The 26,126-nt window shown below is 36.5% G+C and carries 22 protein-coding genes; all 22 read right to left on the bottom strand.

From position 1 onward, the window contains the following. Nucleotides 1–127 precede the first annotated feature (127 nt). The 22 genes from tsaB to queG all read right to left on the bottom strand — a co-directional run bounded on the left by tsaB (nucleotide 128) and on the right by queG (nucleotide 26,099). Nucleotides 128–808 (bottom strand): tRNA (adenosine(37)-N6)-threonylcarbamoyltransferase complex dimerization subunit type 1 TsaB, encoded by a 681-nt coding sequence (gene tsaB, locus BLV64_RS11540; protein WP_092135579.1) that lies wholly within the window; start codon nucleotides 806–808, stop codon nucleotides 128–130. Nucleotides 809–810: 2 nt separating this feature from the next. After that, the gene (locus tag BLV64_RS11535) at nucleotides 811–2,148 is read right to left on the bottom strand and encodes a TolC family protein (protein WP_092135576.1); all 1,338 of its coding nucleotides are present in this window, start codon (nucleotides 2,146–2,148) and stop codon (nucleotides 811–813) included. Next, nucleotides 2,129–3,247 (bottom strand): efflux RND transporter periplasmic adaptor subunit, encoded by a 1,119-nt coding sequence (locus tag BLV64_RS11530; RefSeq protein ID WP_092135573.1) that lies wholly within the window; start codon nucleotides 3,245–3,247, stop codon nucleotides 2,129–2,131. Before BLV64_RS11530 ends, BLV64_RS11535 begins: the two co-directional genes overlap by 20 nt. Nucleotides 3,248–3,312: 65 nt before the next feature. Beyond that, nucleotides 3,313–4,554, bottom strand: coding sequence for an ABC transporter permease (locus tag BLV64_RS11525; protein WP_092135571.1), 1,242 nt, complete (start codon nucleotides 4,552–4,554; stop codon nucleotides 3,313–3,315). 66 nt (nucleotides 4,555–4,620) lie between these two features. Continuing rightward, nucleotides 4,621–5,850 carry an ABC transporter permease gene (locus BLV64_RS11520; RefSeq protein ID WP_092135568.1) on the bottom strand — a complete coding sequence of 410 codons (1,230 nt, stop codon included), beginning with the start codon at nucleotides 5,848–5,850 and terminating at the stop codon, nucleotides 4,621–4,623. Beyond that, nucleotides 5,843–6,544 carry an ABC transporter ATP-binding protein gene (locus tag BLV64_RS11515; RefSeq protein ID WP_092135565.1) on the bottom strand — a complete coding sequence of 234 codons (702 nt, stop codon included), beginning with the start codon at nucleotides 6,542–6,544 and terminating at the stop codon, nucleotides 5,843–5,845. Before BLV64_RS11515 ends, BLV64_RS11520 begins: the two co-directional genes overlap by 8 nt. 243 nt (nucleotides 6,545–6,787) lie before the next feature. Next, the gene (locus BLV64_RS11510) at nucleotides 6,788–7,015 is read right to left on the bottom strand and encodes a hypothetical protein (protein WP_092135561.1); all 228 of its coding nucleotides are present in this window, start codon (nucleotides 7,013–7,015) and stop codon (nucleotides 6,788–6,790) included. Between the two features lie 6 nt (nucleotides 7,016–7,021). Next, nucleotides 7,022–7,570 carry a DUF420 domain-containing protein gene (locus BLV64_RS11505; RefSeq protein WP_092135558.1) on the bottom strand — a complete coding sequence of 183 codons (549 nt, stop codon included), beginning with the start codon at nucleotides 7,568–7,570 and terminating at the stop codon, nucleotides 7,022–7,024. Next, nucleotides 7,563–8,306, bottom strand: coding sequence for an SCO family protein (locus BLV64_RS11500; RefSeq protein ID WP_092135555.1), 744 nt, complete (start codon nucleotides 8,304–8,306; stop codon nucleotides 7,563–7,565). Before BLV64_RS11500 ends, BLV64_RS11505 begins: the two co-directional genes overlap by 8 nt. Beyond that, on the bottom strand, nucleotides 8,290–9,018 hold the full coding sequence (locus BLV64_RS11495; RefSeq protein ID WP_092135552.1) for a hypothetical protein: 729 nt from the start codon (nucleotides 9,016–9,018) through the stop codon (nucleotides 8,290–8,292). Before BLV64_RS11495 ends, BLV64_RS11500 begins: the two co-directional genes overlap by 17 nt. Nucleotides 9,019–9,112: 94 nt before the next feature. Then, nucleotides 9,113–9,493, bottom strand: coding sequence for a cytochrome C oxidase subunit IV family protein (locus BLV64_RS11490; RefSeq protein ID WP_092135549.1), 381 nt, complete (start codon nucleotides 9,491–9,493; stop codon nucleotides 9,113–9,115). A gap of 22 nt (nucleotides 9,494–9,515) precedes the next feature. Then, nucleotides 9,516–10,514 carry a cytochrome c oxidase subunit 3 gene (locus BLV64_RS11485; RefSeq protein ID WP_092135547.1) on the bottom strand — a complete coding sequence of 333 codons (999 nt, stop codon included), beginning with the start codon at nucleotides 10,512–10,514 and terminating at the stop codon, nucleotides 9,516–9,518. Between the two features lie 139 nt (nucleotides 10,515–10,653). Next, nucleotides 10,654–11,235 (bottom strand): cytochrome c oxidase subunit 3, encoded by a 582-nt coding sequence (locus BLV64_RS11480; RefSeq protein ID WP_092135544.1) that lies wholly within the window; start codon nucleotides 11,233–11,235, stop codon nucleotides 10,654–10,656. Between the two features lie 2 nt (nucleotides 11,236–11,237). After that, a complete protein-coding gene (gene cyoE, locus BLV64_RS11475) occupies nucleotides 11,238–12,131 on the bottom strand; it encodes a heme o synthase (protein WP_092135541.1) in 894 nt (297 codons plus the stop codon). A 267-nt stretch (nucleotides 12,132–12,398) separates the two neighbouring features. Continuing rightward, nucleotides 12,399–13,211 (bottom strand): hypothetical protein, encoded by an 813-nt coding sequence (locus tag BLV64_RS11470; RefSeq protein ID WP_092135538.1) that lies wholly within the window; start codon nucleotides 13,209–13,211, stop codon nucleotides 12,399–12,401. A gap of 116 nt (nucleotides 13,212–13,327) precedes the next feature. Then, nucleotides 13,328–14,047 carry an energy transducer TonB gene (locus BLV64_RS11465; protein ID WP_092135536.1) on the bottom strand — a complete coding sequence of 240 codons (720 nt, stop codon included), beginning with the start codon at nucleotides 14,045–14,047 and terminating at the stop codon, nucleotides 13,328–13,330. A gap of 62 nt (nucleotides 14,048–14,109) precedes the next feature. Next, nucleotides 14,110–14,487, bottom strand: coding sequence for a VanZ family protein (locus BLV64_RS11460; RefSeq protein WP_092135533.1), 378 nt, complete (start codon nucleotides 14,485–14,487; stop codon nucleotides 14,110–14,112). Further along, on the bottom strand, nucleotides 14,480–14,860 hold the full coding sequence (gene gcvH / locus BLV64_RS11455; protein WP_092135530.1) for a glycine cleavage system protein GcvH: 381 nt from the start codon (nucleotides 14,858–14,860) through the stop codon (nucleotides 14,480–14,482). The genes BLV64_RS11460 and gcvH overlap by 8 nt, the downstream gene beginning before the upstream one ends. Before the next feature lie 55 nt (nucleotides 14,861–14,915). Further along, entirely contained in the window at nucleotides 14,916–22,028 is a 7,113-nt protein-coding gene (gene sov / locus BLV64_RS11450) for a T9SS outer membrane translocon Sov/SprA (RefSeq protein WP_394332349.1), read from the bottom strand. 165 nt (nucleotides 22,029–22,193) lie between these two features. Then, nucleotides 22,194–22,775: a Holliday junction branch migration protein RuvA gene (gene ruvA, locus BLV64_RS11445; RefSeq protein ID WP_092135524.1), complete on the bottom strand. Its 582-nt coding sequence runs from the start codon at nucleotides 22,773–22,775 to the stop codon at nucleotides 22,194–22,196. Between the two features lie 50 nt (nucleotides 22,776–22,825). Further along, nucleotides 22,826–25,123, bottom strand: a complete 2,298-nt coding sequence (locus tag BLV64_RS11440) for an NADP-dependent malic enzyme (protein ID WP_092135521.1) — start codon at nucleotides 25,121–25,123, stop codon at nucleotides 22,826–22,828. Nucleotides 25,124–25,172: 49 nt separating this feature from the next. Next, nucleotides 25,173–26,099, bottom strand: a complete 927-nt coding sequence (gene queG, locus BLV64_RS11435; protein WP_092135518.1) for a tRNA epoxyqueuosine(34) reductase QueG — start codon at nucleotides 26,097–26,099, stop codon at nucleotides 25,173–25,175. Nucleotides 26,100–26,126 lie beyond the last annotated feature (27 nt).

Genomic DNA, 26,126 nt, shown 5'->3' with positions numbered 1-26,126 from the left:
TTGGGCGTTACCAAGTAAAACACTTGGTCGGGTTTTCACTACTCGCTTCCCGATACCTATCGGGAGAGCTCAAACAAACCGTTCAACCCCTAACGCAAATAGTAACTTTTATAATAAAACACCGTATTTATTTAGACTTCGGCTTCGGTTTTAAAGCCACAAAGTCTTTTAAATAAAAAGGTTCAAAATAAGCGACATCTTCGGTGTCGCTTTTTTTGTACTTAGCATAGGCTAAAGCGCCCATAGTACTTGCCGACGGTAATTTCCCTTCTATAAAAACGGCATTTTCATGAGGTATAAGCGTTTTGGTTTTCTCCACACCATTACCAATAAAGTAGACTTTACCCGCATTTAAATACTGAGCAAAAGCATCCGTATCTAGTATTTGGGCTTCTATATCGCGAATAGGCTTATACTCTGAATCGAATACCGCCGAAAACACTTCCATCCGACGAGCATCTAACATAGGTACAATAAGGCCATTATCTGCTTTTACCTGATGCGCTAATGCTTCCAAGGTATTCACCGCAATTAGTGGGATATCTAAAGCAAAACAAAGTCCTTTAGCTGTCGATACTCCAATACGTAAGCCCGTATAAGACCCTGGCCCTTTACTTACCGCTATCGCATTTAAATCTTCTCTAGCGACATTAGCCTCTTTTAAAATAGAAGCTATAAACGTATGTAAGCGTTCGGCGTGCGAATAATTGGTATCGTAATCTTCTTTTAAAAGCAAAGTCTCTCCTTCTTTAGAAAGAGAGACCGAGCAATTTGTTGTTGTTGTTTCTATACTTAATATTAAAGCCACGGCTATTCTGTTATTGGTTTTCCAAGGTAGAAATCTAATACTTTTGTTTTAAATATAAAATCATATTTCGCATTAATTAACGAAGACTCTGCATTTACTAGGCGTAAACGCGATTGCTCTAAATCAAATCCGTTCATCGCTCCTATATTATAACGCTCCTGAGCATTATTAAAAGCCAGTTCTTGAGACTCTAAAGAGACTTTTGCTGCCTCGTAGGCACGTAATGCCGATCTCGCATCGGTAAACGCACGTTGAATATTAGACTCTAAATTTAATTTTGTTTGTTCCAAGCCCAGTTTGGCATTCTCTTCCTGAATACGCGATTTTGCTACCGCTGTTTTATTCTGAAACTGAGAAAATATAGGGATATTTACATTTAGCGAAAATCGGTGTGATTTCTGATCGTTTAATTGCTGAAAAAACGGATCTTCATTTTGATCTAAATTCGAGTAGAACACATTCGATCCAAAGCCATAACCTAAAGACACGCTAGGGTAAAAACCTGCTTTAGAGATTTCTGTTCCCAATTCTGAAATTTCAATATTTTTCTCTGCTACCTTAATTTCACTTCTATTTGCTAGGGCATAATTTAAAACCGGAGTCACATCATTGTACATGAGTTCTGCCGACGGATCGTCTAAATCGATCTCTTCCACAGCAAAACCGTTAAAAGGCACTTGCAGTAATTGAGATAAGGTTAGTAATGACAATTCATAATTGTTCTCGGCTACGGTTACACTTTGTAAGTCTCTACTTAAAGTGGCTTGTGCATCATAAACATCGGCTCTTGGTTGCGCTCCAGCATCTACTAATTCGTTAACACGTTGCAACTGCTTTTTAGAAAACTCATATTGTGCTTTCGCTGTTTCTAAATTCTCAACATTAAATAAAATATTTAAATAGGCATTTACGACGTTTAAAGAAATATCATCTTTTATACGATCTAGCTCTAGCTGGTTGGCCTCTAGACTTAATTGCGACTGCTTGTAAAGGTTTGTATTTCTAAACCCGTTAAACACAGTTTCATTAACATTTACCCCTAGGCTTGTACTATTCGAAGTCCTATTGGCAAACTGCCCTTGAAACAACTCAATGTTTCCGGTGGACAAACTATGACTAGCATTCGCGCTAACCGTAGGTAAAAAACGTCCTTTTGCCGCTATAATATCTTGCTCATTAGTCAATAAAGTATTCGACGCTTGCTTAACCGAAATATTATTCTCTAACGCGTGATTAACACTTTCCTGAAGCGTCCATTTCTTCTCTTGCGCCAAAGCAGCAACACTAATACCTAATGCACAAACTGTAGTGAAAATAATTTTAGTTGTCTTCCTCATCATTGTTATCTTTTAAAGCTTTGTTCCATACTTTTATTTTATCTCCTTCTTTAACACCTTCGGTAATTTCCACGTTAATCCCGTCCGAAATACCTAATTCAACATTTTTCTTCTCATACTTACCATCACCTATTAACAATTCTACAAATGGCTTTTCAGTAATACGATTAAACTGAAGTAAGGCTTCTTTAATAACTAAAACACTGTCTTTACTTTCCATTTCAATCTCAGCATTCGCACTATAACCTGCTCTAATACGCGTTGATTCTTCAACATCAACATCGGCTTTAATTGTAAATTGAACGGCTCCATTTTCTTCGTTTCCTTTTGGTGCAACAAAGGTTAATTTAGCAGGGAATTTCTTTTCGTTAATCGCTCCTAAAATCACGACAATATCTTTCCCTTCTTCCAATTTACCCACTTCAGCCTCATCGACTTTTCCTTCAAAAATCATCTTGCTCATATCGGCAATAGTTGCGATGGTTGTTCCCGCATTAAAACTATTACTTTCGATCACCTGATCCCCTTCACGAACAGGAATTTCTAATACCGTTCCCGAAATCTGAGCCGTAATACTCGTATTGGCAGATCCACCGCCAGACAGACTACCACGTTTAATAATTTGGTAATTATTTTGCGCTTGCGTTAAAGACTCGTTAGCTTGATTAAGTGACAGCTGGCTGTTTTCAAAATCTTGTTTAGAAATCACGCCTTTATCAAATAACACTTTATTTCTATCATATAAGGTTTTCGCATTGTTATAAGAAAGCTTAGCAGAGTTTATCTGACTATTGGCACTCACAAGACTTTGCTCGTTTGGCACGACTCTAATGGTAGCAATTAGGTCTCCTTTCTTAACCATATCTCCTTCCTCCACTAAAATCTTATCAATAATTCCGGCAATTTGTGGTTTTAATTCGATTTCTTCTTCAGGATTTAACTTACCTGTTGCTACTGTTTTTGTTCGTAAAGAGGTGTAAAAAGGCTCTTCTACTTTAAAGTCTTCAACGCCTTTAGAATTTGAATCCTTAAAATATTTAAGAACGAATACGAGTGCGATTAGTAAACCTAACCCTATAATTATTTTTAATGCTTTTTTCATTTTTTAATGTATTTAACGACGTTGGTTTTAAAAGTACTTTAATTTTTATGGTTTATATATTCAGATTATTCTTCTCTTAAGGCATCTATTGGCTTAACGCTTGTGGCTTTAAATGCAGGGATTAACCCTATTAAAGTCCCAAGGACGACTAAAATAAGCAAGGCAATAAACACGACAGCAATTGGTACGGATGCGTTTACAAAAATAGCCTCATCACCCTGGCCCAAAAAGGTATCTATAAGAATGAGGATCCATCCGCCACTTATAATTCCTAAAAGACCTGCGGTAAGGGTTATAAATACCGCTTCGACAATAATTTGTCGTTTTATTTCAAAGGGGGTTGCTCCCAAGGCACGACGTACCCCTATTTCTTTAGTACGTTCTTTAACGGTTATTAATAGAATGTTTCCAATGGCAAAAACGCCTGCTATTAACGTTGCAATACCCACAAACCAGGTTAAGAATTGCATGCCTGTTAAAAATCCTGTGATTTTAGCAAATTCTTTTCCTAGGTTAAAACTTCCAAATGCACGATCGTCTTCCGGGTGAATACGATGTAGGTTTTTAAGCATAAGTTTGGCATCGGCTTCAATTTGAGTAATATCGGCATCAGGTTTCCCTGTAATCATTACCCAACCAATATCATTACCTTGGTTATAAATTTGTTGAAAAGTAGTAAAGGGAATATGAATATCGCTCGACGGTCCCATATTAACGTTCCCATTTTCGAACATTCCAATCACTTTAAAATTGATGCTGTTAATTTGAATGTACTCGCCAATCATTTCAGCATCTTTCTCAAACAACTGCTTATAGATTTCTTCTGAGATAACAACAACTTTCTTATTGTCATCGATATCACTTTGGTTAATAAATCGTCCGTGAATCATTTTCTTCTTCTGAACACGGTCTAATAAGGGGTAATCTCCATTAACACCAAAGTTACCCGATAAAAAATTTCGGGTTACAACACCTTGATTCTGATTCCTAGGGACTACAAACTCAATCCCATCGACATTTTCTTCTACTTTTTTAGCATCCGACAAAGTCAGTACCACTTGTTTTCCTTCTTGGAATCCTTTAAACGGCTTGCTTGTACTTTGACCCCAGACAAACACGCTGTTGGTAGCAAAACTACCAAACAACCTATTAAAAGAATTCTCAATACCTTTAGCCGATCCTAACAAACCAATAAGTAACAAAATACCCCACCACACACCCACCATAGTAAGGGCTGTTCGCAGTACGTTTTTACTTAAGCTGTCGTAAACTTCTTGCCAAGTATCTCTTTCGAATAAAAATTTCATTTGCTAGTTCGTATTGGTTGTTTACTCGTGTTATTATTCGTTTCTCGTTTTAATTGATGGCTATTATTAATCATCTCTTAAAGCCACTATAGGTTTAATCCGCGATGCTTTCTTTGCCGGCAAATATCCTGCAATTCCACCCGCTACTATTAGGGTAATAGTTGCACCAATAACCAAGTTTAAACTTACTTTAGGGTCTTTAATAAAAAACTTCTCTAGACTTGGCCCTATCAACTCAAGAATACCCATTCCTAAAACCAAGCCTACAAAACCAGCAATTAAGGTTATTAAAACAGACTCCATTAAAATAATGGATACTATAGATTTTGGAGAGGCTCCTAAAGCTTTTCTAATTCCGATTTCTTTAGTCCGTTCTTTTACAATAAAAATCATGATATTACTAATTCCAACCACGCCCGCGATGAGTGTACCAAAGCCAATAACTAGGACAATCATTCCCAATCCACTAGTCATTTGATTTATCCCTTTTGCTTCATTGGCTAAGTTTCTAACGCGAACCGCACGTTGATCACTTTCTGCTACCGAGAATCGGTCTTTCAATTTTCTTGTTAACAGGCTACTAAAAGCTATGGCTTGATCATAACCCATTTTCGGGTTATAGGTTAGATTAATCTGATCGATATAATCGTTATTCCCATAAATTTGCTGCGCTGTGGTAATTGGCATATAGATTAAACGCTCTTCATTATCTCCACCGTCATCTTCAAAAACACCTACCACCTTATACTGAATACCATTAAGGTTTATATATTTACCAAGGGCAGTTGTTTTAAGGAACAAATCATTTTCTACTAAGCGGCCAATAACGACTACCTTAGTCTTTTCATTTAAATCTAACTGATTTATATAGCGTCCTATAGTGACTTCAGTATTTTCTAAATACTGGTGGTCTGGGTGAACTGCACGAACGGAGTAACTATTTTTTTCGTTTTGAAAAGACGCATTAACGTTTTTATAAATTCTAGCGGTTATGTATTGCACTTTTTCGCCAAACTCTTCTTTTATATAGTCGTAATCTTCATTTTTAAATTGAATTTGGCGTCCTGCCTGTAAACCTTTATTAGCTTTAGTTGTGCGCCCAGACATAATAAATATAGAATTGGTAGCATCGTCTTTAAAAGCATCATCAAAGGTATTGGTTAACCCGTTGGTGATTCCAAAAAGAATGGCAAAAAGTAAAATTGCGAAGGTGACTGTAAAACCAGAAAGTAGTGTTCTGGTTCGATTCATATTTATACTCTGAAATATTTCCCTCCAAAGGTCTCTATCAAACATATTGTGAGGCTCTAACTTGTTCTACAAATTTATCTTCCATAATTACCCCGTCTACTAATCGCACGATACGTTTACACATATCGGCAATATCTTCTTCGTGGGTAACTATTAAAATGGTTTTTCCTTCGTCGTTTAACTGCTGTAAAAACGCCATAATCTCATAAGATGTTTTCGTGTCTAATGCACCTGTAGGCTCATCGGCCAAGAGCAACTTAGGGTCGGCAGCAAGCGCTCTAGCAATAGCCACACGCTGCTTTTGTCCGCCAGACAGCTCATTTGGCAAGTGTTCTGCCCAAGCTTTAAGCCCCACTTTTTCCAAGTGAAACAATCCTTTTTCAATACGTTCTTTACGTTTTAATCCTTGGTAGTATAACGGTAAGGCTACATTATCTAAAGCGTTCTTATAATTAATAAGGTTGAACGATTGGAAAATAAATCCTAAGAACTTATTTCTATAAATAGCTGCTTTTTTCTCGGTAAGATTTTTAATCGGAACATTATCTAAAATGTATTCCCCTTCATCAGCTTCGTCAAGCATTCCAATAATATTTAGAAGCGTAGATTTCCCCGAACCTGAAGACCCCATAATAGCAACCATTTCTCCACTATCTACAGAGAGGTCAATACCTTTTAAAACGTGTAAACTCGAATCTCCTATGGGATAAGACTTGTGCAGTTTGTTAATTTTTAGCATATGTATTGACTTTTTTGATTGCTGATTTATACTTGATTATAGTAATTAGACTATACGATTTAAAAATTGTTACATATTTTTTTTAAAAAAACTGTTAAAAGAAATCAGATCGCCTTAACAACTCTACTACAGCATATAATTAAAACACCACACGTTAAAGGGTAACAGTATGACAAACAAAAAAAGCTTCAAAGTGAAACCACTTTGAAGCTTTTAAATACATGCTATAACCATTTGGCAAGACTACTCTTGACTTTTAGGTTTTGTAAAATATTTTCTATAGATAAAATACGCTAATCCGAAGATTAGTATATAGGGTACAGCCATAAGATAGACGATACCATTGTTAATACCTTTTGCAGCACCCTGCCCTTCTTCACTTTCTAATACTGCGCGACACATGGCACACTGTGCATTGGTATTAACAAAAAAGAATACCGACATGATAAAAAATAAAACTTTGGTTTTCATAATCTACTAGGTGTAATAAGGTGATATCATGATATAAATTACCACTCCGGTAACCGCCACGTATAACCATAGAGGAAACGTAATTTTAGCAATTTTCTTGTGACGTTCAAAATTTCCTGAGATTGCGCGCACGTAGGTTATTAATACGAATGGTATAACCACCACGGAAAGAACAATATGAGTAATTAAAATAAAGTAATACACATATTTTATAGCCCCTTCACCACCAAATTTGGTAGAATCACTCGTCATATGATAAGCGATATACATCAATAAAAAACTTACCGATAGCATCATCGCAAACTTAATTAGGCGCTCGTGAAGCTTGGCATTCTTCTTTAGTATAGCTATTAAGGCAATAATTAATATAACTGATGTTAGCGCATTAACCGATGCATAAATGGGAGGTAAAAAGCTAAGCGGTTCGACATCGTAACCTAAATCTCTTAGATTAACCCCAAAAAGAGCGGCAACCGCCAAAGGAATAACAATAGAAAGCACAACAATCCATTTGTTATACTTCTTTTCGTTTTCTAGGTTTTCGATATTATTCATTTAATAACTTTTTAATGTCTTCTTTAAGCATTGTAATTTCCTGCTCATTACCATCCTCGTCATACTTTTCTTTTTCACTAATAATCCCTTTATAGAAAATCTTAGGGTTTCCAAAAGCATCATAGCGCGAACGCACAAATCCGTTTTTATCTATCAATGCAAAATCACCAGAATGTTCAAAACCTACTTCATCATCTACTTTGGCAACATAGATATTAAATCCGGTATTTGCTAATTCGTAGATATCCGATTCTTCTCCGGTTAATAAATTCCAATTTGGATTTGTAATTCCGTAACGTTCTGCATACGCCTTTAACACCTCTGGAGTATCTAGTTTTGGAGTAATAGAAAATGAAGCTACCCCAAAGTCAGCATTCCCTTTAAAGGCATTTTGTATCTCCACAAGGTTTTCATTCATTCGCGGACAAATCGTTGGACAGGTTGTAAAAAAGAATTCTACAACGTACACTTTTCCCTTATAGTCTTCTTGGGTAATTGTTTCTCCATCTTGATTCGTAAAACTAAAGTTAGGCACCTTTTTACGCTTACCATTAATCTCGATAAAAGCTAATGGCTCATCACTAGAAAAATTATTGTCTTGACCGGTACTTAGGCGGTCACTTCTTGAGATATCGTTATTTTGAATCCTATCAATAATTTTAGGAACGAAAATAATTCCGAATAGCAATACGACAAAAGCTATTCCGATGTACGAATAATTAGTTTTCTTTTTCATAATCTGGATTTAAATCATTGGCACGACGGGTAGAGGAGTTAAATTCTCCTTTACGTTTTTCTCTATATTCGGTAAATAACACACGTAAATCGTCTGCTCCCATCTTGTTTTTTAAGACCGCTATTTTATTACAATCGTAAGCAGTTAACGGGTAAATAGGATCATTATTTTCAATTTCTCGATCTGTACGGTCATCTAAACGCCCTCTTTGATTAAGATCTTTATCTACAATAAACACATAATCGGACGCAAACGTAGCATCTAAATTTGAGGTAGAGCGCAAGTTATTATATAGCTTTTGGGCATCTTCATTATCGACAAAAACAAAGTGCCAATATTTTAACTCGTTATACTTACTTAATTCTTGCTTTAAGCGATTTGCAGAATCTTCAGAACCTTTAGACGCTAGGACTACTACTTGAAACTTTTTAAACCCTTGGAACTTATCGTATATAAGTTCTCTAAGGTTAGACATTTGCTTGATTCTTGATTCTGGATCGTTACCTACAAATGCTATTACCGAAATATGATCGTCTAACACCACCTCTGGATTGGTATTAGATCGTAGATTCTGAACGTCTAAAACGTTTTCCTTAACGATATTTAAAGGGGTGTAGTTATTAGTAGAAGGGTATAAAAACAGTAAAAAAATAACCGGCAGAAAAAATAATATAATAAGTATTGAAGTTTTTTTAACTTGTTTAATATCCATCGCAAACGGGTCGTTTATATAAGTTTACAAAAATAAAAAAGGTGGTTTAAATAAACCACCTTTTCCTTATGTTTAACACTAAATTAATTAGTGCTTAGAATGTATTTTTTACAAAGCCATTTCTAAAAACTGCCTCTACATATCCACCTTCTTGTAAAAGGATAAATATTAGGTAGCAGATTAAGAAAACACCTGTCCAAACAATAACTCTACGTAAAGCTGTTGTTTCGTCTCTTAAGTGCATAAAATCCCAAGCGATATAATATGCTTTAACGATTGTTAAAATTATAAAGATCCAGTTTAATCCTTTCATTCCTAAAACCTGAGTCATTAAAACTTCCGGTTTGTAGATACCTAAAACAACTTCGATTGCAGTTACTATAGATAAGAAGATTAAAACGCCCCATATTTTTTGGGTGTTTGATTTAAATTTTAATAAACCTCTAAATATTGCTAAATTGTGTTCTTGTGCCATTTTTAAATATTCTTATTATGAATTAAACTAAGTAGAAGAATGTGAATACGAATACCCATACTAAATCTACAAAGTGCCAGTATAAACCTACTTTTTCCACCATTTCGTAACTACCACGTCTTTCGTAAGTTCCTAAAAGGACATTAAAGAAAACGATAATATTAAGAAGAATCCCCGTAAATACGTGGAATCCGTGGAATCCTGTGATAAAGAAAAAGAAGTCTGCAAAGATCGGCGCACCATACTCATTCACTTTAAGGTTTGCACCGTGAACAACTAATTTACCATTTTCTGCAATTTGTTGTAAAGACTCTTCACGAGATAAGACTGTTTTGTGTCCTTCTTCGGTTAGCATTTGAGTTCTTACTAAAACCTCTGGATTTGCTTTTAATCCTGTTAACACCTCTTCAATAGTAAATTCTGGTAAAGGTGCTTCGGTTACATACCACAGCCCATTTTTTCTTTCGTGTAATACACGATCAGGATTTGTTGCTTTAGCGAAATCGGCTATTGCTACCCTTTTAAAGGTTTCTTTACCGTCTACAGTTTCATATTGACCAAATTGTAAGATATTACCACCTTTAGTTTGAACTGCTCCGTATTCTCCTTTAATGAAAGTATTCCACTCCCAAGCTTGAGAACCAATAAAGATAATACCACCAATCACGGTAAGGAACATGTACCATGTTACTTTGTTTTTATTCATGTGGTGTCCTGCATCTACGGCTAATACCATAGTTACTGAAGACATAATCAAAATAAACGTCATAAACGCTACATAGATCATTGGATAGCTACCGTGAAAAAACGGTACGTGTGTAAACACCTCATCGGCAATTGGCCAAGAATCAATAAATTTAAATCTTGAAAATCCATAGGCTGCTAGAAACCCAGAGAATGTTAAGGCATCTGATACGATAAAAAACCACATCATCATTTTACCATAACTGGCTTTTAGTGGTTCATTACCACCTCCCCATAATTTACCTTCTTTTCCAGTAGTTGCAACTGTAGTATCCATAAAGTGTAATTAGTTTTTAATATGTGGCACAAAAATAATCATTTTATTATTCTAAAGAAACAGTACATGATTAAAATTTGTATTCCGGTTAAAATGTTTGTAATTGTCTGCTATGAGTGGGCTCGTTTTAAATAGAAAACTAGCTTAAGAAATATAAAAACAAAAAGAGATAGACCCAAAGTATATCAACAAAATGCCAAAAAGTTGCGGCCAATTCCATACCTAGCATATTAGTGGCTGTATACTTTTGTTTAAAATGATTATAAATTACAACGACTAGGCAAATAAGGCCTACTAGCACGTGTAAAATGTGGACAAAAGCGATTAAAAAGACAAAAGAAGCCTTAGGATCACTAGTTGGTCCCGTTAAATAGTACCCTGCATCTATTAATTGTCCGAAACCGACAAACTGTAAGGTGATAAATACACTCCCTAATACTAAAGTAATCAATAATAAAATCGAAGTCTTTTTTCTATCGTCTTGTTTAAGGGCGCGTTTAGCAAGGATAAAGGTAATGCTACTAATAACAATTGCAAACACACTATAAATAAATACGTTTGGCAATTGCATATCTGCCGACCAGTCTGGTCTTGAGCTACTAACAATTACAGCACTTGTAAATCCTGCAAACGTCATTATTAGTGAAATGATACCAAACCATAGCATCATTTTCTTGGCTCTATTATTTTTTTCTTGGAGAGTTCCCTGAGTTAAGTCCATAGTTATCGAATAAATTTATCTACAACGTAGACAATTTGAATTAAAGTAATATATAACACACTAGCTAACATTAATTGCTTAGCTGCTTGTTCTGTCATTTTTTTAAACAACTGTATGGCGTAGAACAGCATAAAAAGTCCGAACGCGAATACAATAATAGCTGCAACGATAGATAGTTTTAACTCCCCAGTTATCCCCAGTACAGGAACTATAGAGATTAAAATAGTCCATACGGTATACATTATGGTTTGCACTGCGGTACCTTTATCCTGTTTACCTGTTGGCAACATAAAAAACCCGCCACGCTTATAATCGGTATACAAAAACCAACCAATTGCCCAGAAATGCGGGAATTGCCAGAAAAATTGTAAAGCGAATAAGGTCCCAGGTTCGATACCGAAGTTATCGGTAGCAGCGACCCACCCTAACATAAAAGGGATCGCACCAGGAATAGCTCCTACAAATACAGATAAGGGTGTTTTAGTTTTTAAAGGGGTATACACACAGGTGTAAAGAAAAATAGAAATCGCCCCAAACATTGCTGTTTGCTTATTTATCGAATATAAAATAGCGAGACCTAGAACTGTAAAAAGTGTTGCTATTACAAATGCTGTTTTAACAGACATCCTTCCCGAAGGAATCGGTCTGTTTTTAGTACGATGCATAAGTGCATCTAAATCTTTTTCAATAATTTGATTAAAAGCATTTGAAGCGCCCACCATAAAATACCCACCAAAAGCGAGTAGGATCAACACTTTAAAACTCACTTCGTCTACCCCAAGGAGATACCCCGCTATAGAAGAAAACACCACACTTAATGCGAGTCGCATTTTTGTGATTTCTTTAAAATCTGAAAGTAAACTGTGTTTTACGATTGGTGTTGCTGTTGTACTCAAAATATGGCTTTGCTTTACAAGCTATTTTTTAGCTCCTGCAAAGATACTTTGAAAAAGTAATTCTACAAATCAAAACACCAATTAAATAAGTCTGTTTTAAGTCCTAAGCGAAATGGGAATATATTAAAAATAACTTTTTATCTAGAATTAAACTAATAATAGATTAAGTAAGCAAAGAAAAAAGCTTTAGAGGTAACAACCAAATAAGATAAAGACTAATCGCTTAGTAAATATACCTCATCCGAACATCCTCTTATTTCCTAGGACTTAGTCTTGAACATCAAAAACAATCGGTAAACTGTATAAGATTTCTACCACGCTATCCCCGTTCTTTCCGGGCTGCATAGTAGGCACTTTTGAAACCACTCGTTGTGCTTCTTTCTCCAATTCACGGCGTGGCGCTCTTGTTTTTAATATAACAACTTCTCCCTGTTTATTGATTTTAAAAAGCACATCTATTTTCTGGCGACCATTAAGACCAAGATCTGCACCTATATCGCCATCAAATTGTTTTCTAATATGTTCTCTTAATTTATCAGACATACATTGACGTCGCCCTAAATTTGTAGTTTCACTTTCACATCCAGGATACACAGGAACAAACTGAACTGCTAAAATACTTACAGGCTCTTCTGGTTTTTCTACGACCAACTCGCGCGCGCTAGTAGGCACCACTTGCTTAGCAGCCCCTTTAAACTGCTGTTCTTGCTCGGTAATAAAATCGACATCTTCTTTAGCATTTTTAGCCTCGTTATCAGTAACCCGAATATCATCGGTAATAACAACGGTTTCCTTTTCACCTACCGCTTCTATTTTGGGTTCGGGTATTGTATAGACTTCAAAGTTACTTTCGGTGTAGTCCCATTCATCAGTCACCTGAACGTCTTGAAAAATTAGTCGTTTGCTTTTAACCTCTGTTCTAGATTCCAAGGCTAAATAAGCCCCTAACAAACAAATAATCAGTCCTATTTGAAAGTACAGTGTTGAATTTGACCTTAAATCCGTATCCTTCTTACCTTTTTCACCAACAAAACTCTTAATCTTTAAGGTATTATTTATTTTTTGTATTGAATTCTTCATGATACATAAGTTTAAATGTTAATGTATTATTAAAACACCAATAAGTATACCAAACAAAAAATCCCGCTACACAATGTAGCAGGATTTAAAATATGATTTAAAACTCTAGGTTTTATTTAGTCTTGAATGTTAAATGAAATTGGCAAGAAGAACGTTACTTTTACAGGCTTCCCTCTTTGTTTACCTGGTTTCATTTGAGGTATTAAACCTACAACACGTTCCGCCTCTTTTTCTAATCTTGGGTGCGGTGCTCTAGTTCTAACATTTACAATGTTTCCTATTTTATCAATAGTAAAGAAAACACTAATTTTTTGTTTTCCACTTAAACCAAGTTCAGAACCTAATTCAGCATCAAACTTTCTAGCGACTAACTGATTAATTTTATCAGACATACACTTCTTTTTCTGTGCATTCGAACCACTTTCACAACCTGGAAAAATTGGCACGTTTTCAATAACAGCAAAAGACACTTCTACATCTTCTTCAATTTCTTCAATTACCACTTCTTCAACTTCAACAATCTCTTCTTCCTGATTTGTCTCTGTAGATTCGATAACCGTTTCCTCTATTTCTTCCTCATCCTCTATAACATCAATCACTTCTGGTGCTGGTGGCGGTGGTGGAGGAGGTGGTGGTGGTGGTGCTTGATTTGTAATTGGAATTTCCTCTTCCAATTCATCATCAACATTAATCTGAGCAATGTCAACGGTCTCCTTATCGTAGGTTTTGTAGTTGATGGCATAATTTGTTAATAGTAACATTAACACCATCCCAACCGCAAAATAAAGAGAACTGTTTCTCCCTACATTAGATTTCGGATTTTTTTTAGGTTCCATAAATTAAATTTGTTTTTCCTGATTGCTAATTTAAGTATTTATTTATAAAAATAGCAAAAGGTTTATTTATTTTTTAATTCTCTAAAGCGTAAGCCTAGTATCACTAACACAACAATAACTGTGCCTAAAACATTCGCAAAGACATCATTTATGTCTGTTGTCCTGTTTTGCGTAAACGCACCTTGCAGCACTTCTATTAGCACACCTAAACCAACTGCTATTACCGAAGCATAAGCCATTGATTTTAGGCTATTTATTGTAAACGTCTTTAAAAAAGTTAAAAACCAAAGCCCTGTTAACATAACATGAGCCACAATGTGTAAAATTTTATCGCTATTAGAGGGCAACCCTTGAGTGATACTATTAACGTTTAACAAACTCGCTAAAAGTAACACAAGAGTATACGCGATACTTAATAAAAATAAACTTTTTTTAAGCACCAATTAGGGCTTTATAATCGCTATCTGATAGTAACTTTTCGATTTCCGAAGCGTCAGAGACTTTTAGTTTAATAATCCAGCCCTCTCCATAAGGATCAGTATTAACTTTTTCTGGCTCGTCTTCTAATGCCTCATTAAACGCGATAACCTCTCCAGATAATGGTAAAAATAAATCAGAAACTGTTTTTACTGCTTCTACAGAGCCAAACACTTCATCCATATCTAAAGTTTCATCTACCGTGTCAATATCTACATAAACGATATCTCCTAATTCACTTTGTGCAAAATCTGTAATTCCTACAGTTGCTACGTCTCCTTCTACTTTAACCCACTCGTGGTCTTTAGTATACTTTAATTCTGATGGTATATTCATTATTTAATTTTTTACAAATGTATTTAATCAAATCGGTATTTCAAATGAGAAATCACTAATTACCGAAATTATATCGTAAAGTCAGCCCAGATCGTATTGTGGTTTGCGGAAATGCTGTTGAAATAGCATATTCAGAAAACGTATAATCGAAGTAGAAAATACCGGTTAGATTTTTACTAAACGAGTAATTCGCATTGTATTTAAATCCGTAAATAGTCTGTCCGTTAGTAATTTGATTATTATCGACATCTAAATATCTAATAATGGTTTTATTATCGCGAACCGAAATATTCGCTTCCATTATTAAATCACTAACAATAGATTTTTTAGGTCCTGCTAATTTTGATTTTATTCTCACATCTTTAAAACGGTATCCTAAGCCCAATACGTATTCATTACCTTGAATTTCGGTCATTAAATTATTATCAAAACTTAGTGAAAGTAGGCGGTCTTTCTTTAGCTCGGCCAAGACTTTTACCGAATTCTTCATTTCGAAATCCACTCGGATTAACGGACTAAACAGTTCGGTTAAATTAACGTTACTATATAAGTTTTCATTTTTAAAGTTTCCGGCTTGATCAATATCTTCGGCTGGCTGACTCGCATAATCTATGCCGTAATCTATACCGTTAAAATCTAAATTCGTTCTAAACTGATTGATTGTATAACTCGAGCGGTACCCATGACTTAAAGAGAAGCGTTTAAAACGTTCTTTAAACCATTTCATTTTCATCAATCCTGTGTATTTAATATCCCAGTTAGGAATAGGCACATTTTTAATGGCTCCTAATTTCGCTTTCTTAGCATCCTGACCGGTATAAGCACTCACAAAGGCAGGTAATAAAACGGCTTGACTTGTTTTACCAAATCCTAAAGGAAATCCATCAGCATCAACAGCATTCGGGTCTGCTCCTCGCTCTCTTGCCAAGCGTTGAGCAATTAACAATCGATTCGCTCTAAACTCATTAAACGCATCAGAACTCACCTCATTACTTTTACCAAAAGCGGTAGGAAAAGTGAAGGTAGAAATACTTAAGTTCCCAAAGGAATTTGGTGTTAAAGACTCGTAAAGCCCATCGGTAATTCTATAGTTCTCCGTGTAGTTTTCGGCATAGGTTCTAAAGCCTACTAAATCAATTTTAAGATCGTTAAACGGCTCTAAGTTCGCCGATAAATCCAATTGCTCGGTTCTATTTTTAGTATACTGCTCATTAAAATCAGGAAACACGGTTAGCCATCCATTTCGTGCTGCTAACTCTCTCACATCGCGTTGACTTCCAAAAGTATATCCTAAGGTTGGTTTTAACGTGCCCACAAAACCCGGTGTGTTTAAATACCCAGGAATATAAGTACCATTGGTTTCCGAGTAGTTCGCTTGAATACGTTTTACTACCGTTAACACATCGATACCAATATTAGCTAAAGTGCTGGTTTTCGTATTGGTCTTTTTCTTCGTTTTACTGTCTTCGGCACCCGGTGGCGGACCTGCTGGATTACGATCAAAACGGCTGACTTTTCCTATACGACCCGTCTTTCTCTTTTTAACCAACCCTACTGCTTTATACAGTTTATTCATATCCAAGGTCGAGTTAATGTTGTGCGTATTACCATTAGAAATCGAGTTCCCTAAATCGTAAGATATCCCATCATCTCCAACAATATCACCAAATAAATCAGATCCTTTTTGCCATTGAAATTCTCCGGTATAAGCATAAGTTGCTTTTATAAAACTTAACACAGGGATTTTATTGATAGGGATTTCGTAATTCACCCCTAACAATTGGTACTGTCTATTGGGATCTCCAAAATCTAATAAACCATCCCACACATCCAATTCAGGATCTTGTTCGCCACGAATATTTCCTTCCTTAAAATAATTTCTTACAATATTATTATTGGAAGCCGAGAAATTAAAGGCTAATGATTTTGTTAAATTCCAATTCACGTTATACTGAAAATCGAAGGTGTAATTTCTTCTGTACAGTTCTTCTAATCCAATATTATTACCTCCCAATTCTACCTCTCTAAAGAGCTGACGATTAAATTGTCTGTTTACATCGGTATTTACCGTAAAACTTGCTGGTAGTAAATTAACATTAAAGTCTTTTAATAGTTTCCAGTATTTCCCTGTAAATAGCGAATCGTTCTTTTTAAAAGGTTCAATTACTTTTGGTTGAAAGTTATACGCATAATTTACTCCGGCGCGTAACTGTTTATCTACCGAGCGTTCTATTTCAAAATCACGGTGCTCTACTTTGTTATAAGAATAGTTTAAAGTTAAGTTTTCGACATCGTACAGTTGCGGTTTCGCTTCACCCGTTCTATTTTTACGAACACCAATAAAGTTAATACTTTTTCGCTTCGTATATTCTTCAGATTGCTCACGAATCACGTCGCGCTCCGATTCTGTTTCTGCAGCATCTAAACGTGTTTGCAGTTTCAGATCTTCGTATTGCTGATCGTATTGTGGTGTAATTAACTCTTCGGCTTGACCGTAATTAAAAGGCACTTGAAGTCCCCATTTTTTTGGTAATAGCTGACCGATATTAACATTGGTGACCACATCGTATTGTTTTACATCTTCACGACTACGTTGATTTGGACCTTGATCGATAGACCCAAAGCCTGCGGTAGACATACGCCCAGTAGCACTAACATTTGCAAAATCGGCCATATTGGTATCCAAGCTTAAAACAGCAGCCCATCCGCCCTCGTTATCCATTTCTGACAAACGCAATTCATTATACCAGATCTCTCCACAAGACTCAAAACCTGAAGCGTTTTTAACCCCTACCATCAGGGTTCTAATCGCTCCGAAATTAGGATTTCCTTTTATCGCCACACGGTGCTGACCGGTAACGTAACCTTGATATTGATCGGCAAATGGTACTGGTATTAATTCATTACCTACCACATCGTAAAACGAAGCGTCCTCATTCGATAAAGAGCCATCACTTATTCCTAATGATTTTAGACGTTGTAACAATTCTAATTCAATATTAATCTCATTACTTTCCGGCCAATAATCTACAGGTTGTCCCCCGCCATTATATACCGATAAAGGCACCTCTATTTGGTAATAGTTTTGAGTTAAATCGTTACCCATTCTTATAAAACCAACCAGGTCGTTATCGCCAAGCCCAGGGATATCCCCTTCTCTAGCGTGCATAAACATACGCAGACGTTTATACTGTCTCATATCGACACTAATATTTTTATAAACCGCCCTAGAATCTTCGGTCTCTAATCCGCAGACATTAACCACTAAAGCCTGCTCATTTTGGTCGACAATCGTATTGTTATTATTTAAACGTTCTGGCTCAACACCCGGAGGAGACACGTAATTACCATCGTTAGTTTGAGTACTCACGGCACCAACAGAAAAATCGGTTTGAGGATCGTCTGGACTCGCATCATTTTCATCTAATGCTTTTGTATAACGTCTCCAATCACTTCTAACCAGCTCTAATGTCCCAAAACGGAATGTTGTTTGCTCACTAAAATTCTCAAGATACATACGTGCAAAACGTATAGATCTAAAATCTGTAATTCCATTTTGTCTGTTATACTGTGGAATTGTAGGATCATCAAATGTCGATAGTGGCACGTTTACTGGAACTCTAAATTGGTACCAGCGCACTTGCTCGGTATCCCCATTAGGCATAACACGAGGTCTAATTTTTAAATCTTTTATAAACTCTCCTATCGGGTTGTTTGCTGTTATTTCATTTAATGAATTGATAGGTAGGTTAGGTCGTGTAATTTCTAGGATATACTCAAAATAACTATCGATAGTATTCATGGTATTATCTCTATTCACATCTTCTACATCTGGTTGTGTAGTCGAACCACGATTGGTATCGCTAAAGGTATCAGGAGAGTTCCCTTGAACATTATTATAGCGTTTATAACGTTCTAAAACATCACCTTCGGCATCGATAAAATACTGGTAGTTATCGTTCGCAGGATCTGGCAATCCGCCAAAAGCAGCAAATACAGCCGCTTCTTCTGCATCGTTATAGCCGTCGTATCCTACATCTTGATTAACACGCTCTTGTCCCGTAGAATCGAACGCATAAATTAAGGCTTGATTTTGTGGTACAACAGTTTCGTAATCCGTTTGCGGCAATAATGCAACATTACCATCTTTAGGCAAACCATTTTCATATTGTTTCCTACCGTCTTTTAAAATATCTTCAGAGATACTTCCTAGGTTAAAGACTAGCTTCCCTCCTGGGTTTGTAGGGTTATCTTGAAAAGGGTCTTGCAACCAGAATTCAATATATTCTACATTCGCTTGTTCAAAATCTGTAGACGCTAAACCTCTTGTAATTCCGGCCCAACTTTCGGTAGGCGTATCGATAACATTATCTTCTGTTCCAGGTTTAAAATTATAAGGTCCACGCTCTTGAGGATAGATGGTTAAATCTAGGGTATTAATCACCGAGGTTTGCCCTTGTGCTATATCCTGCTCTGGGAACAACTCGTTTATAAAAACTCGCGAGGTATAAAGGCTAGACACATCGTCGTCGGTAAGACCACTTGGTCGCTGACTGCTATAAAAGATAGGATCTATATTGTACCAGTTTAGCAGTGCTCTATCGTAGCCATTTTGCAATCCGTTGTCATCTTCAGAAGCTGATGTTCCACTATAAATACGTCCTAAATTTAGCGGTCTACTTGATAAGAACCATGATTGTTGCGAACGCAAATCGATTCCGTTTTGAGAACCTTCAAAATCATCAACATAAGCTGTAGCTTCCCCATTAAAATCTGTTCCTTTAGGAGCTCCTGGTAATAGGTATGCAAACTCACCTCTCACCGATAGGTTAGAAGGCGCATCGGTATCGACATTTGGTAATTTGTTTACTAATCTTGTAAAGAAAGGCACTTCGGTAGAATAGTTACCATTAAAACCTAACATGGTATTATTGATAGGCTCGGTATTGTAGTTTGCCTTTTGCGTAATTGGTCGTTCGTTCAGGTTGATATAGGTTGCCCCTAAGATAAAATTCTCATTAAACTGATGTTCGACATTTAAACCTGTAAATCGTTTTGTTTGTTGTCCGAAAATTGCATTATTCTCGGTTGTAACTTGGATTGGGGTATTTGACGCTTGTAAGGCAGGGTCCAAAATTTGAACACGTCCCAACTGATAGTTTACGGTATAATCGACACCTTCGACTAACACACGACCACCTGCAGTAACTTTTACAGAACCACGGGGCACATTGAATCCTCCAATAGGAATACCTTCACCACCTTCAGACTTATAACGTCCTTTAATTTGGAATTTATTTTTTTCGTTTTCTTCTAAAGCGGCTGTTTTTGTGCCTTTATAAAGCAGGTCGTAAACGTATTTTTCTTGGTTTGGGTTGGCATAGGTATCCTGAGCATAGTCTGTAGCATTATTCCCTGGATTATTATCATTATCCAAAACATCAAATAAATAGCGTCCAAACGGTTCTACTTTGGTAAACACAATTTTTCCGTTTTGAGGGATTACGGTAATCCCAGGTACGAAATCAAAAAAACCATCACCACCATTTTGTGGGTCATTATTATAATTTAATCGGTCGAGATTAAACAGTTGTAACAAGGTTGTCTCTTCAATGACATTACCTTCAAAATCGGTCCCAAAAGAGGTTCCATCAACTGGACGAATATAGTTTAAAGGTGCTGCTTCATTATAGAAGATATTTAACTTAAAATCCTCTTGACTTAATTGGTAGGCGCCTGTATTATAGACGTTTTTCATCATTAAATCCCAAATCGGTTGAGACACACTAGTGATGCTACTTTTTAATAATTTAAGGACTAAGTTATTATTGGTAACGTTAGTAACTTCACCTTCACTATTAGTATTCACATCGGTCGCATCGACACCGTCATTGGCGAATTCCCCTACCTGATACACTTTTCCACCTACAGTAAATTGGAATGCTACAGCAAGGACTTCATCGTTATTTAAGCGTTGATTTAAAGAAATATATCCTAACTGTGTGTTTAGAGTATACTCTTGACCTTCTATTAATTTTCTTGTGTTTTCTAGTTTCGCATAGTCAAAGCCCTCGTTAAATCCTGGTACTGTTACTCCCGATTGCACGGTTGCAATATCTCTAATCGCTGGCGTTAATTGCGAGCCTGGACCTCCAATATTTGTAGGATCTAATCGGTTATTTTTATTACTCGGAAAGGCATTTGGTCCTGCAGTTACTGTAACCCCAGGGTTTCCAATAACACCCGACTCTCCTAAATCTTGAAGTGCTACAATATTTCTAACGTTCTCGGTACGGTTACTTCTGTTGGTTACCCATACTTCGGCACGTGTAATTTGAACATTAGAGTTTATATACGGATAATTGCTCAGGGCTTTATCGTAATTATTTCTAAAGTATTGCGCTAAGAAAAAGTGTCTATTTTCGTCGTAATCGTTAATATAGAAATCAAACTCACTAAGGGTCCCTCCCCCTTGTGCTACTACAGATTGAGAATCTGATTTTTGCTCCGAGAAGACTCCTGTAATCGTTGTTTTCCCGAATTTCAATTGTGTTTTAACACCAAATAAACTCTGTGCTCCAGAAATTAAAGAACTGTTTAATGGCATACTTACGTTACCTACTTCAATTTTCTGAATAATATCGTCCTCGGTAGGCGTATATTCTAATTTCACTAAGTTTTGAAAATCGAATGTAGATTCTGTATCGTAGTTTGCGGTTACTTGAAGACGTGTTCCTACTTTCCCTAATAAACTTAAGCTAATTCTCTGATCGAAATCGAACGTAAAGTTACTTCTGTTTTGTGGGGAGAACGACGGATTATCTTGTTTTGTAAACAAAACACCCAGATCCATTTCTAAGGACCCTTGAGGAACCACCTCGATGGTATTACCGCCAAAAATGCTTTCAAAAAATCCTGAATTCACATAAAACTCAGGCAATAAATTTTTCTGCTGCTCGTCGGCATTATCTTTTTTACCTTCAAAAGCATCAATTTTATTTTTGTAGTATGATTTTAAATTTTCTTTAAAAACAAGATCTTGATATTCTTCTGGCGTTAAAATCGTTGGGTAGTTAATGGTAAAGGTCCCTACAGTTTCGGTATAAATATAGCGATCTGTTTTCGGGTCGTAGGTATATTGAGATTCTATACTTTGCGGGTTAGGCATTATAATATCGCTCATTACAAACCCCGTTTTTGTAGAGTCTTGTTCTACTACTGGAATTGGAGGGTCTTGCGCTATAACCAATGAGGTTGTTAGAGCAAGAACGAGCACTAATACATACTTTTTTATTGATTTTTGAAATTTCTGGTTAGTTGTATTCAAAATCTTTTATAATTTTTTTAAAGCTTGTTTAATAATATCTTCCACGGTAGCTTCTGGGGTAGCTGATACAATTTTATCCACTACACGTTCAGCTTGTTTTTTGGCGTAACCAAGTACTTCTAAAGCAGATAACGCTTCATCTTTATTGGTATTGTTTTTATTAATAGAAACTTCATCAATATCATATATTTTTATAATCTTATCTTTAAGATCAATAATAACACGTTGAGCGGTTTTCAGACCAATTCCTTTCACCGATTGTATAAGTGCCACGTCTTCACCAGCTATTCCTTCTTTAATTTGCTTTGGTGTTAGAGAGGAAAGCATAGTTCGTGCGGTATTGGTACCAATACCACTTACAGATATCAATAATCTAAACACTTCACGCTCTCCTGGTGTTATAAATCCGTAAAGGGTGTGCCCATCTTCTTTAACATGCAAGTGCGTAAATAATGAGATATTCTCTTGGTCTGGAATTTGCGAAAATGTATGAAGTGAGATATTTATAAAATAACCAACGCCGTTACAATCGATAACGACGTCGGTGGGATTTTTCTCTACTAATTTACCTTTTATGTGTGTGATCATTTACAATAACGTGTTAACGCTCAAATGTAATAAAATTATTGGATAAAATTTTACTCTTTATTTGCGGCTTGCGCTGCGCGTCTTTGCTTCTGTTGTGCATCGACAACTGCTATAGCGGTCATATTAACTATTTCGTCAACACTAGCTCCTAATTGCAGTATGTGCGCAGGCTTGCGTAACCCCATCATAATTGGTCCTATAGACTCCGAGTTATTAAGCTCTTTTAATAGCTTATAGGTAATATTAGCGGATTCTAAATTTGGAAAAATTAAGGTGTTCACGTTACGTCCTGCCAATTTAGAAAACGGAAAGTTCTCTTGAAGCATTTCTTTATTTAATGCAAAGTCGGTTTGTAATTCACCATCTACAATTAAATCGGGATGTCTTTGATGTAAATACATTACAGCTTCTCTCACTTTAACAGCTGTTTGCGTTTTTGAAGAGCCAAAATTTGAAAAAGAGGTCATAGCCATAACTGGCTCAATGCCGAACATTTTAACTACGCCTGCGGTCATTTGCGCAATTTTTATTAAATCGCTAGCCGTAGGGTTTATATTTATTGCGGTATCACTTAAAAACATCGGTCCGCGTTGCGTCATCATCACATTGGTTGTAGCAACTCGGGTACATCCATCGGCCATTCCAATAACTTCCAACATAGGTTTTACCACTAGTGGGTAGCTTTGCGAGTATCCAGAAACCAAAGCGTCTGCATCTCCTTCATTAACCATCATAGCGGCAAAAAAGTTACGGTCTCGTAAAATTTTCTTTGCTGAAAACAAGGTCACTCCGCGACGTTTACGTTGGTTCCAATACACCTCTGCATATTTATCGCGTTGCTCTATAGCGTCATCCGATTTAGGGTCGATAATTAAAAGATCGGCATCAAATTCAATCTCTTCTTTAAGGCGTTCAATTTCTTCCCTACGCCCTAAAAGAATAGGAATTGCTACACCATCTTCATATACAATTTGCGCTGCTTTTAGAACGCGAAGCTGATCTGCTTCTGCGAACACCACACGCTTAGGGTTAACTTTTGCACGATTTATTAATAAGCGTACAATTTTATTATCCGATCCTAAACGTTCTAATAAGGTATTTTTATATTTTTCCCAATCTTCAATCGGTTCTTTAGCCACTCCACTCTCCATAGCAGCTTTTGCTACTGCTGGGGGCACTTCGGCAATTAATCGCGGATCGAAAGGTTTCGGAATGATATATTCTTTACTAAATGTTAAGCGGGTTTCGCCGTAGGCAATATTTACTTGCTCAGGGACTACTTCTTTCGCTAAGTTTGCCAAGGCAATAACGGCTGCTTTTTTCATCTCTTCATTAATCTTAGTTGCTCTTACGTCGAGAGCACCTCTAAAGATAAATGGAAACCCTAACACATTATTCACTTGGTTAGGATGGTCGCTACGTCCTGTTGCCATAATGATATCATCGCGCGTATCGATAGCGAGTTGGTATTCGATTTCTGGATCTGGATTAGCCATAGCGAATACAATAGGGTTTGGTGCCATAGATAATAGCATCGGTGGAGACACTATATTGGGAGCCGACAACCCGATAAACACATCGGCATCGACCATAGCCTCATCTAGGGTATCTATTTTTCTGTGGGTTGCAAATTCCGCTTTTTGAGACGATAAATTTTCTCTATCATCTCTAATCACCCCTTTACTATCTAGCATCACGATATTTTCGCGAGCGGCTCCAAAAGCCATATATAAACGCGTACAAGAAACTGCTGCTGCTCCTGCACCGCTTACCACTATTTTAACCTCTTTAATATCTTTTTCAGAAAGCTCTAAAGCATTTAACAAGGCTGCGGCCGAAATAATTGCCGTACCGTGTTGATCATCGTGCATTACCGGAATATCTAATTCTTCCTTTAGGCGTCTTTCTATTTCGAATGCTTCTGGCGCTTTAATATCTTCCAAATTAATCCCACCAAATGTTGGTGCAATCATTTTTACGGTTTGAATAAAGGTTTCTACATCTTCGGTATCCACTTCAATATCAAAAACGTCTATATCGGCAAATATCTTAAATAATAAGCCTTTACCTTCCATTACTGGTTTTGAGGCTTCCGGACCAATATTACCTAATCCCAAAACGGCAGTACCGTTAGAAATTACAGCTACCAAATTCCCTTTAGCGGTGTATTTGTAAGCGTTATCTTTATCTTTTTCAATCTCTAAACAAGGTTCCGCGACACCGGGTGAATATGCCAAAGACAAATCTCTTTGTGTTGCATATTTTTTAGTAGGAACGACTTTAATTTTTCCTGGGGTAGGTTTGGCATGGTATACTAATGCCTCTCTGCGTCTGCTCTGTTTACTCATAGTCTTTGATTATAATTGACTTACAAATGTAAGTTTTTTAACTTGGAAATTACTCTTTTAGGAAGGCTATATTCCTTTTGAGTCCTGAAAATTTGGTTCGTTTTACTGCTGATTTTTGGAAGACTTTTTTAAACACATCTTCGGTGATTTCTTCCCAGTCTTTTTTGGTCATTGCCAACAGGTCTGGATGCGGATTAAATAAGGGTTCGTTATGAGGCTTCGAGAATTTATTCCACGGACAAACATCTTGACACACATCACAACCAAACATCCAATCGTCGAACTGCCCTTTCATAGCCTCGGGCAATTGGTCTTTTAGCTCTATTGTAAAATAGGAAATACACTTACTACCATCTACCACATAGGGATCTACAATGGCTTGTGTTGGACAGGCATCAATACAAGCGGTACACGTACCGCAATGGTCGGTAGTTGGCGTATCATACTCTAAGTCCAAATCGATAATAAGTTCGGCTATAAAATAAAAGGAGCCTACTTTTTGGGTTAGTAAGTTACTGTGTTTACCAATCCACCCCAAGCCTGATTTTGCTGCCCATGCTTTATCTAATACGGGTGCTGAATCGACAAACGCACGCCCTGAAACCTCTCCGATTTCCTCTTGTATAAAATGGGTAAGTTCTTTTAATTTCCCTTTTATAATATGGTGATAATCGTGTCCGTAAGCATACTTACTCAGTTTTGGAGCTTCTGGATCCGTTTGAGTTTGCGAGGGATAATAATTTAATAACAACGAAATGACACTTTTAGAATCGTCCACCAATTTGGTAGGATCTAAGCGCTTATCGAAATGGTTTTCCATATAGGACATTTCACCATTTCTATTTTTATTAAGCCAATCTTCTAAACGCGGCGCTTCGGTTTCTAAGAACTCGGCTTTACTAATACCACAAGACAAAAAACCGAGGCGTTTGGCTTCGGTTTTAATCCACTGTGTATAGTTGGCTTTTGAGTTCATTATTAGGCTTTAAAGAGCTAATAGATT

Source organism: Bizionia paragorgiae (assembly GCF_900107625.1).
Taxonomy (GTDB): Bacteria; Bacteroidota; Bacteroidia; order Flavobacteriales; family Flavobacteriaceae; genus Bizionia; species Bizionia paragorgiae.
The sequence above is the reverse complement of the archived record's forward strand: the minus strand, read 5'-3'. Positions and strand labels throughout refer to the sequence as shown.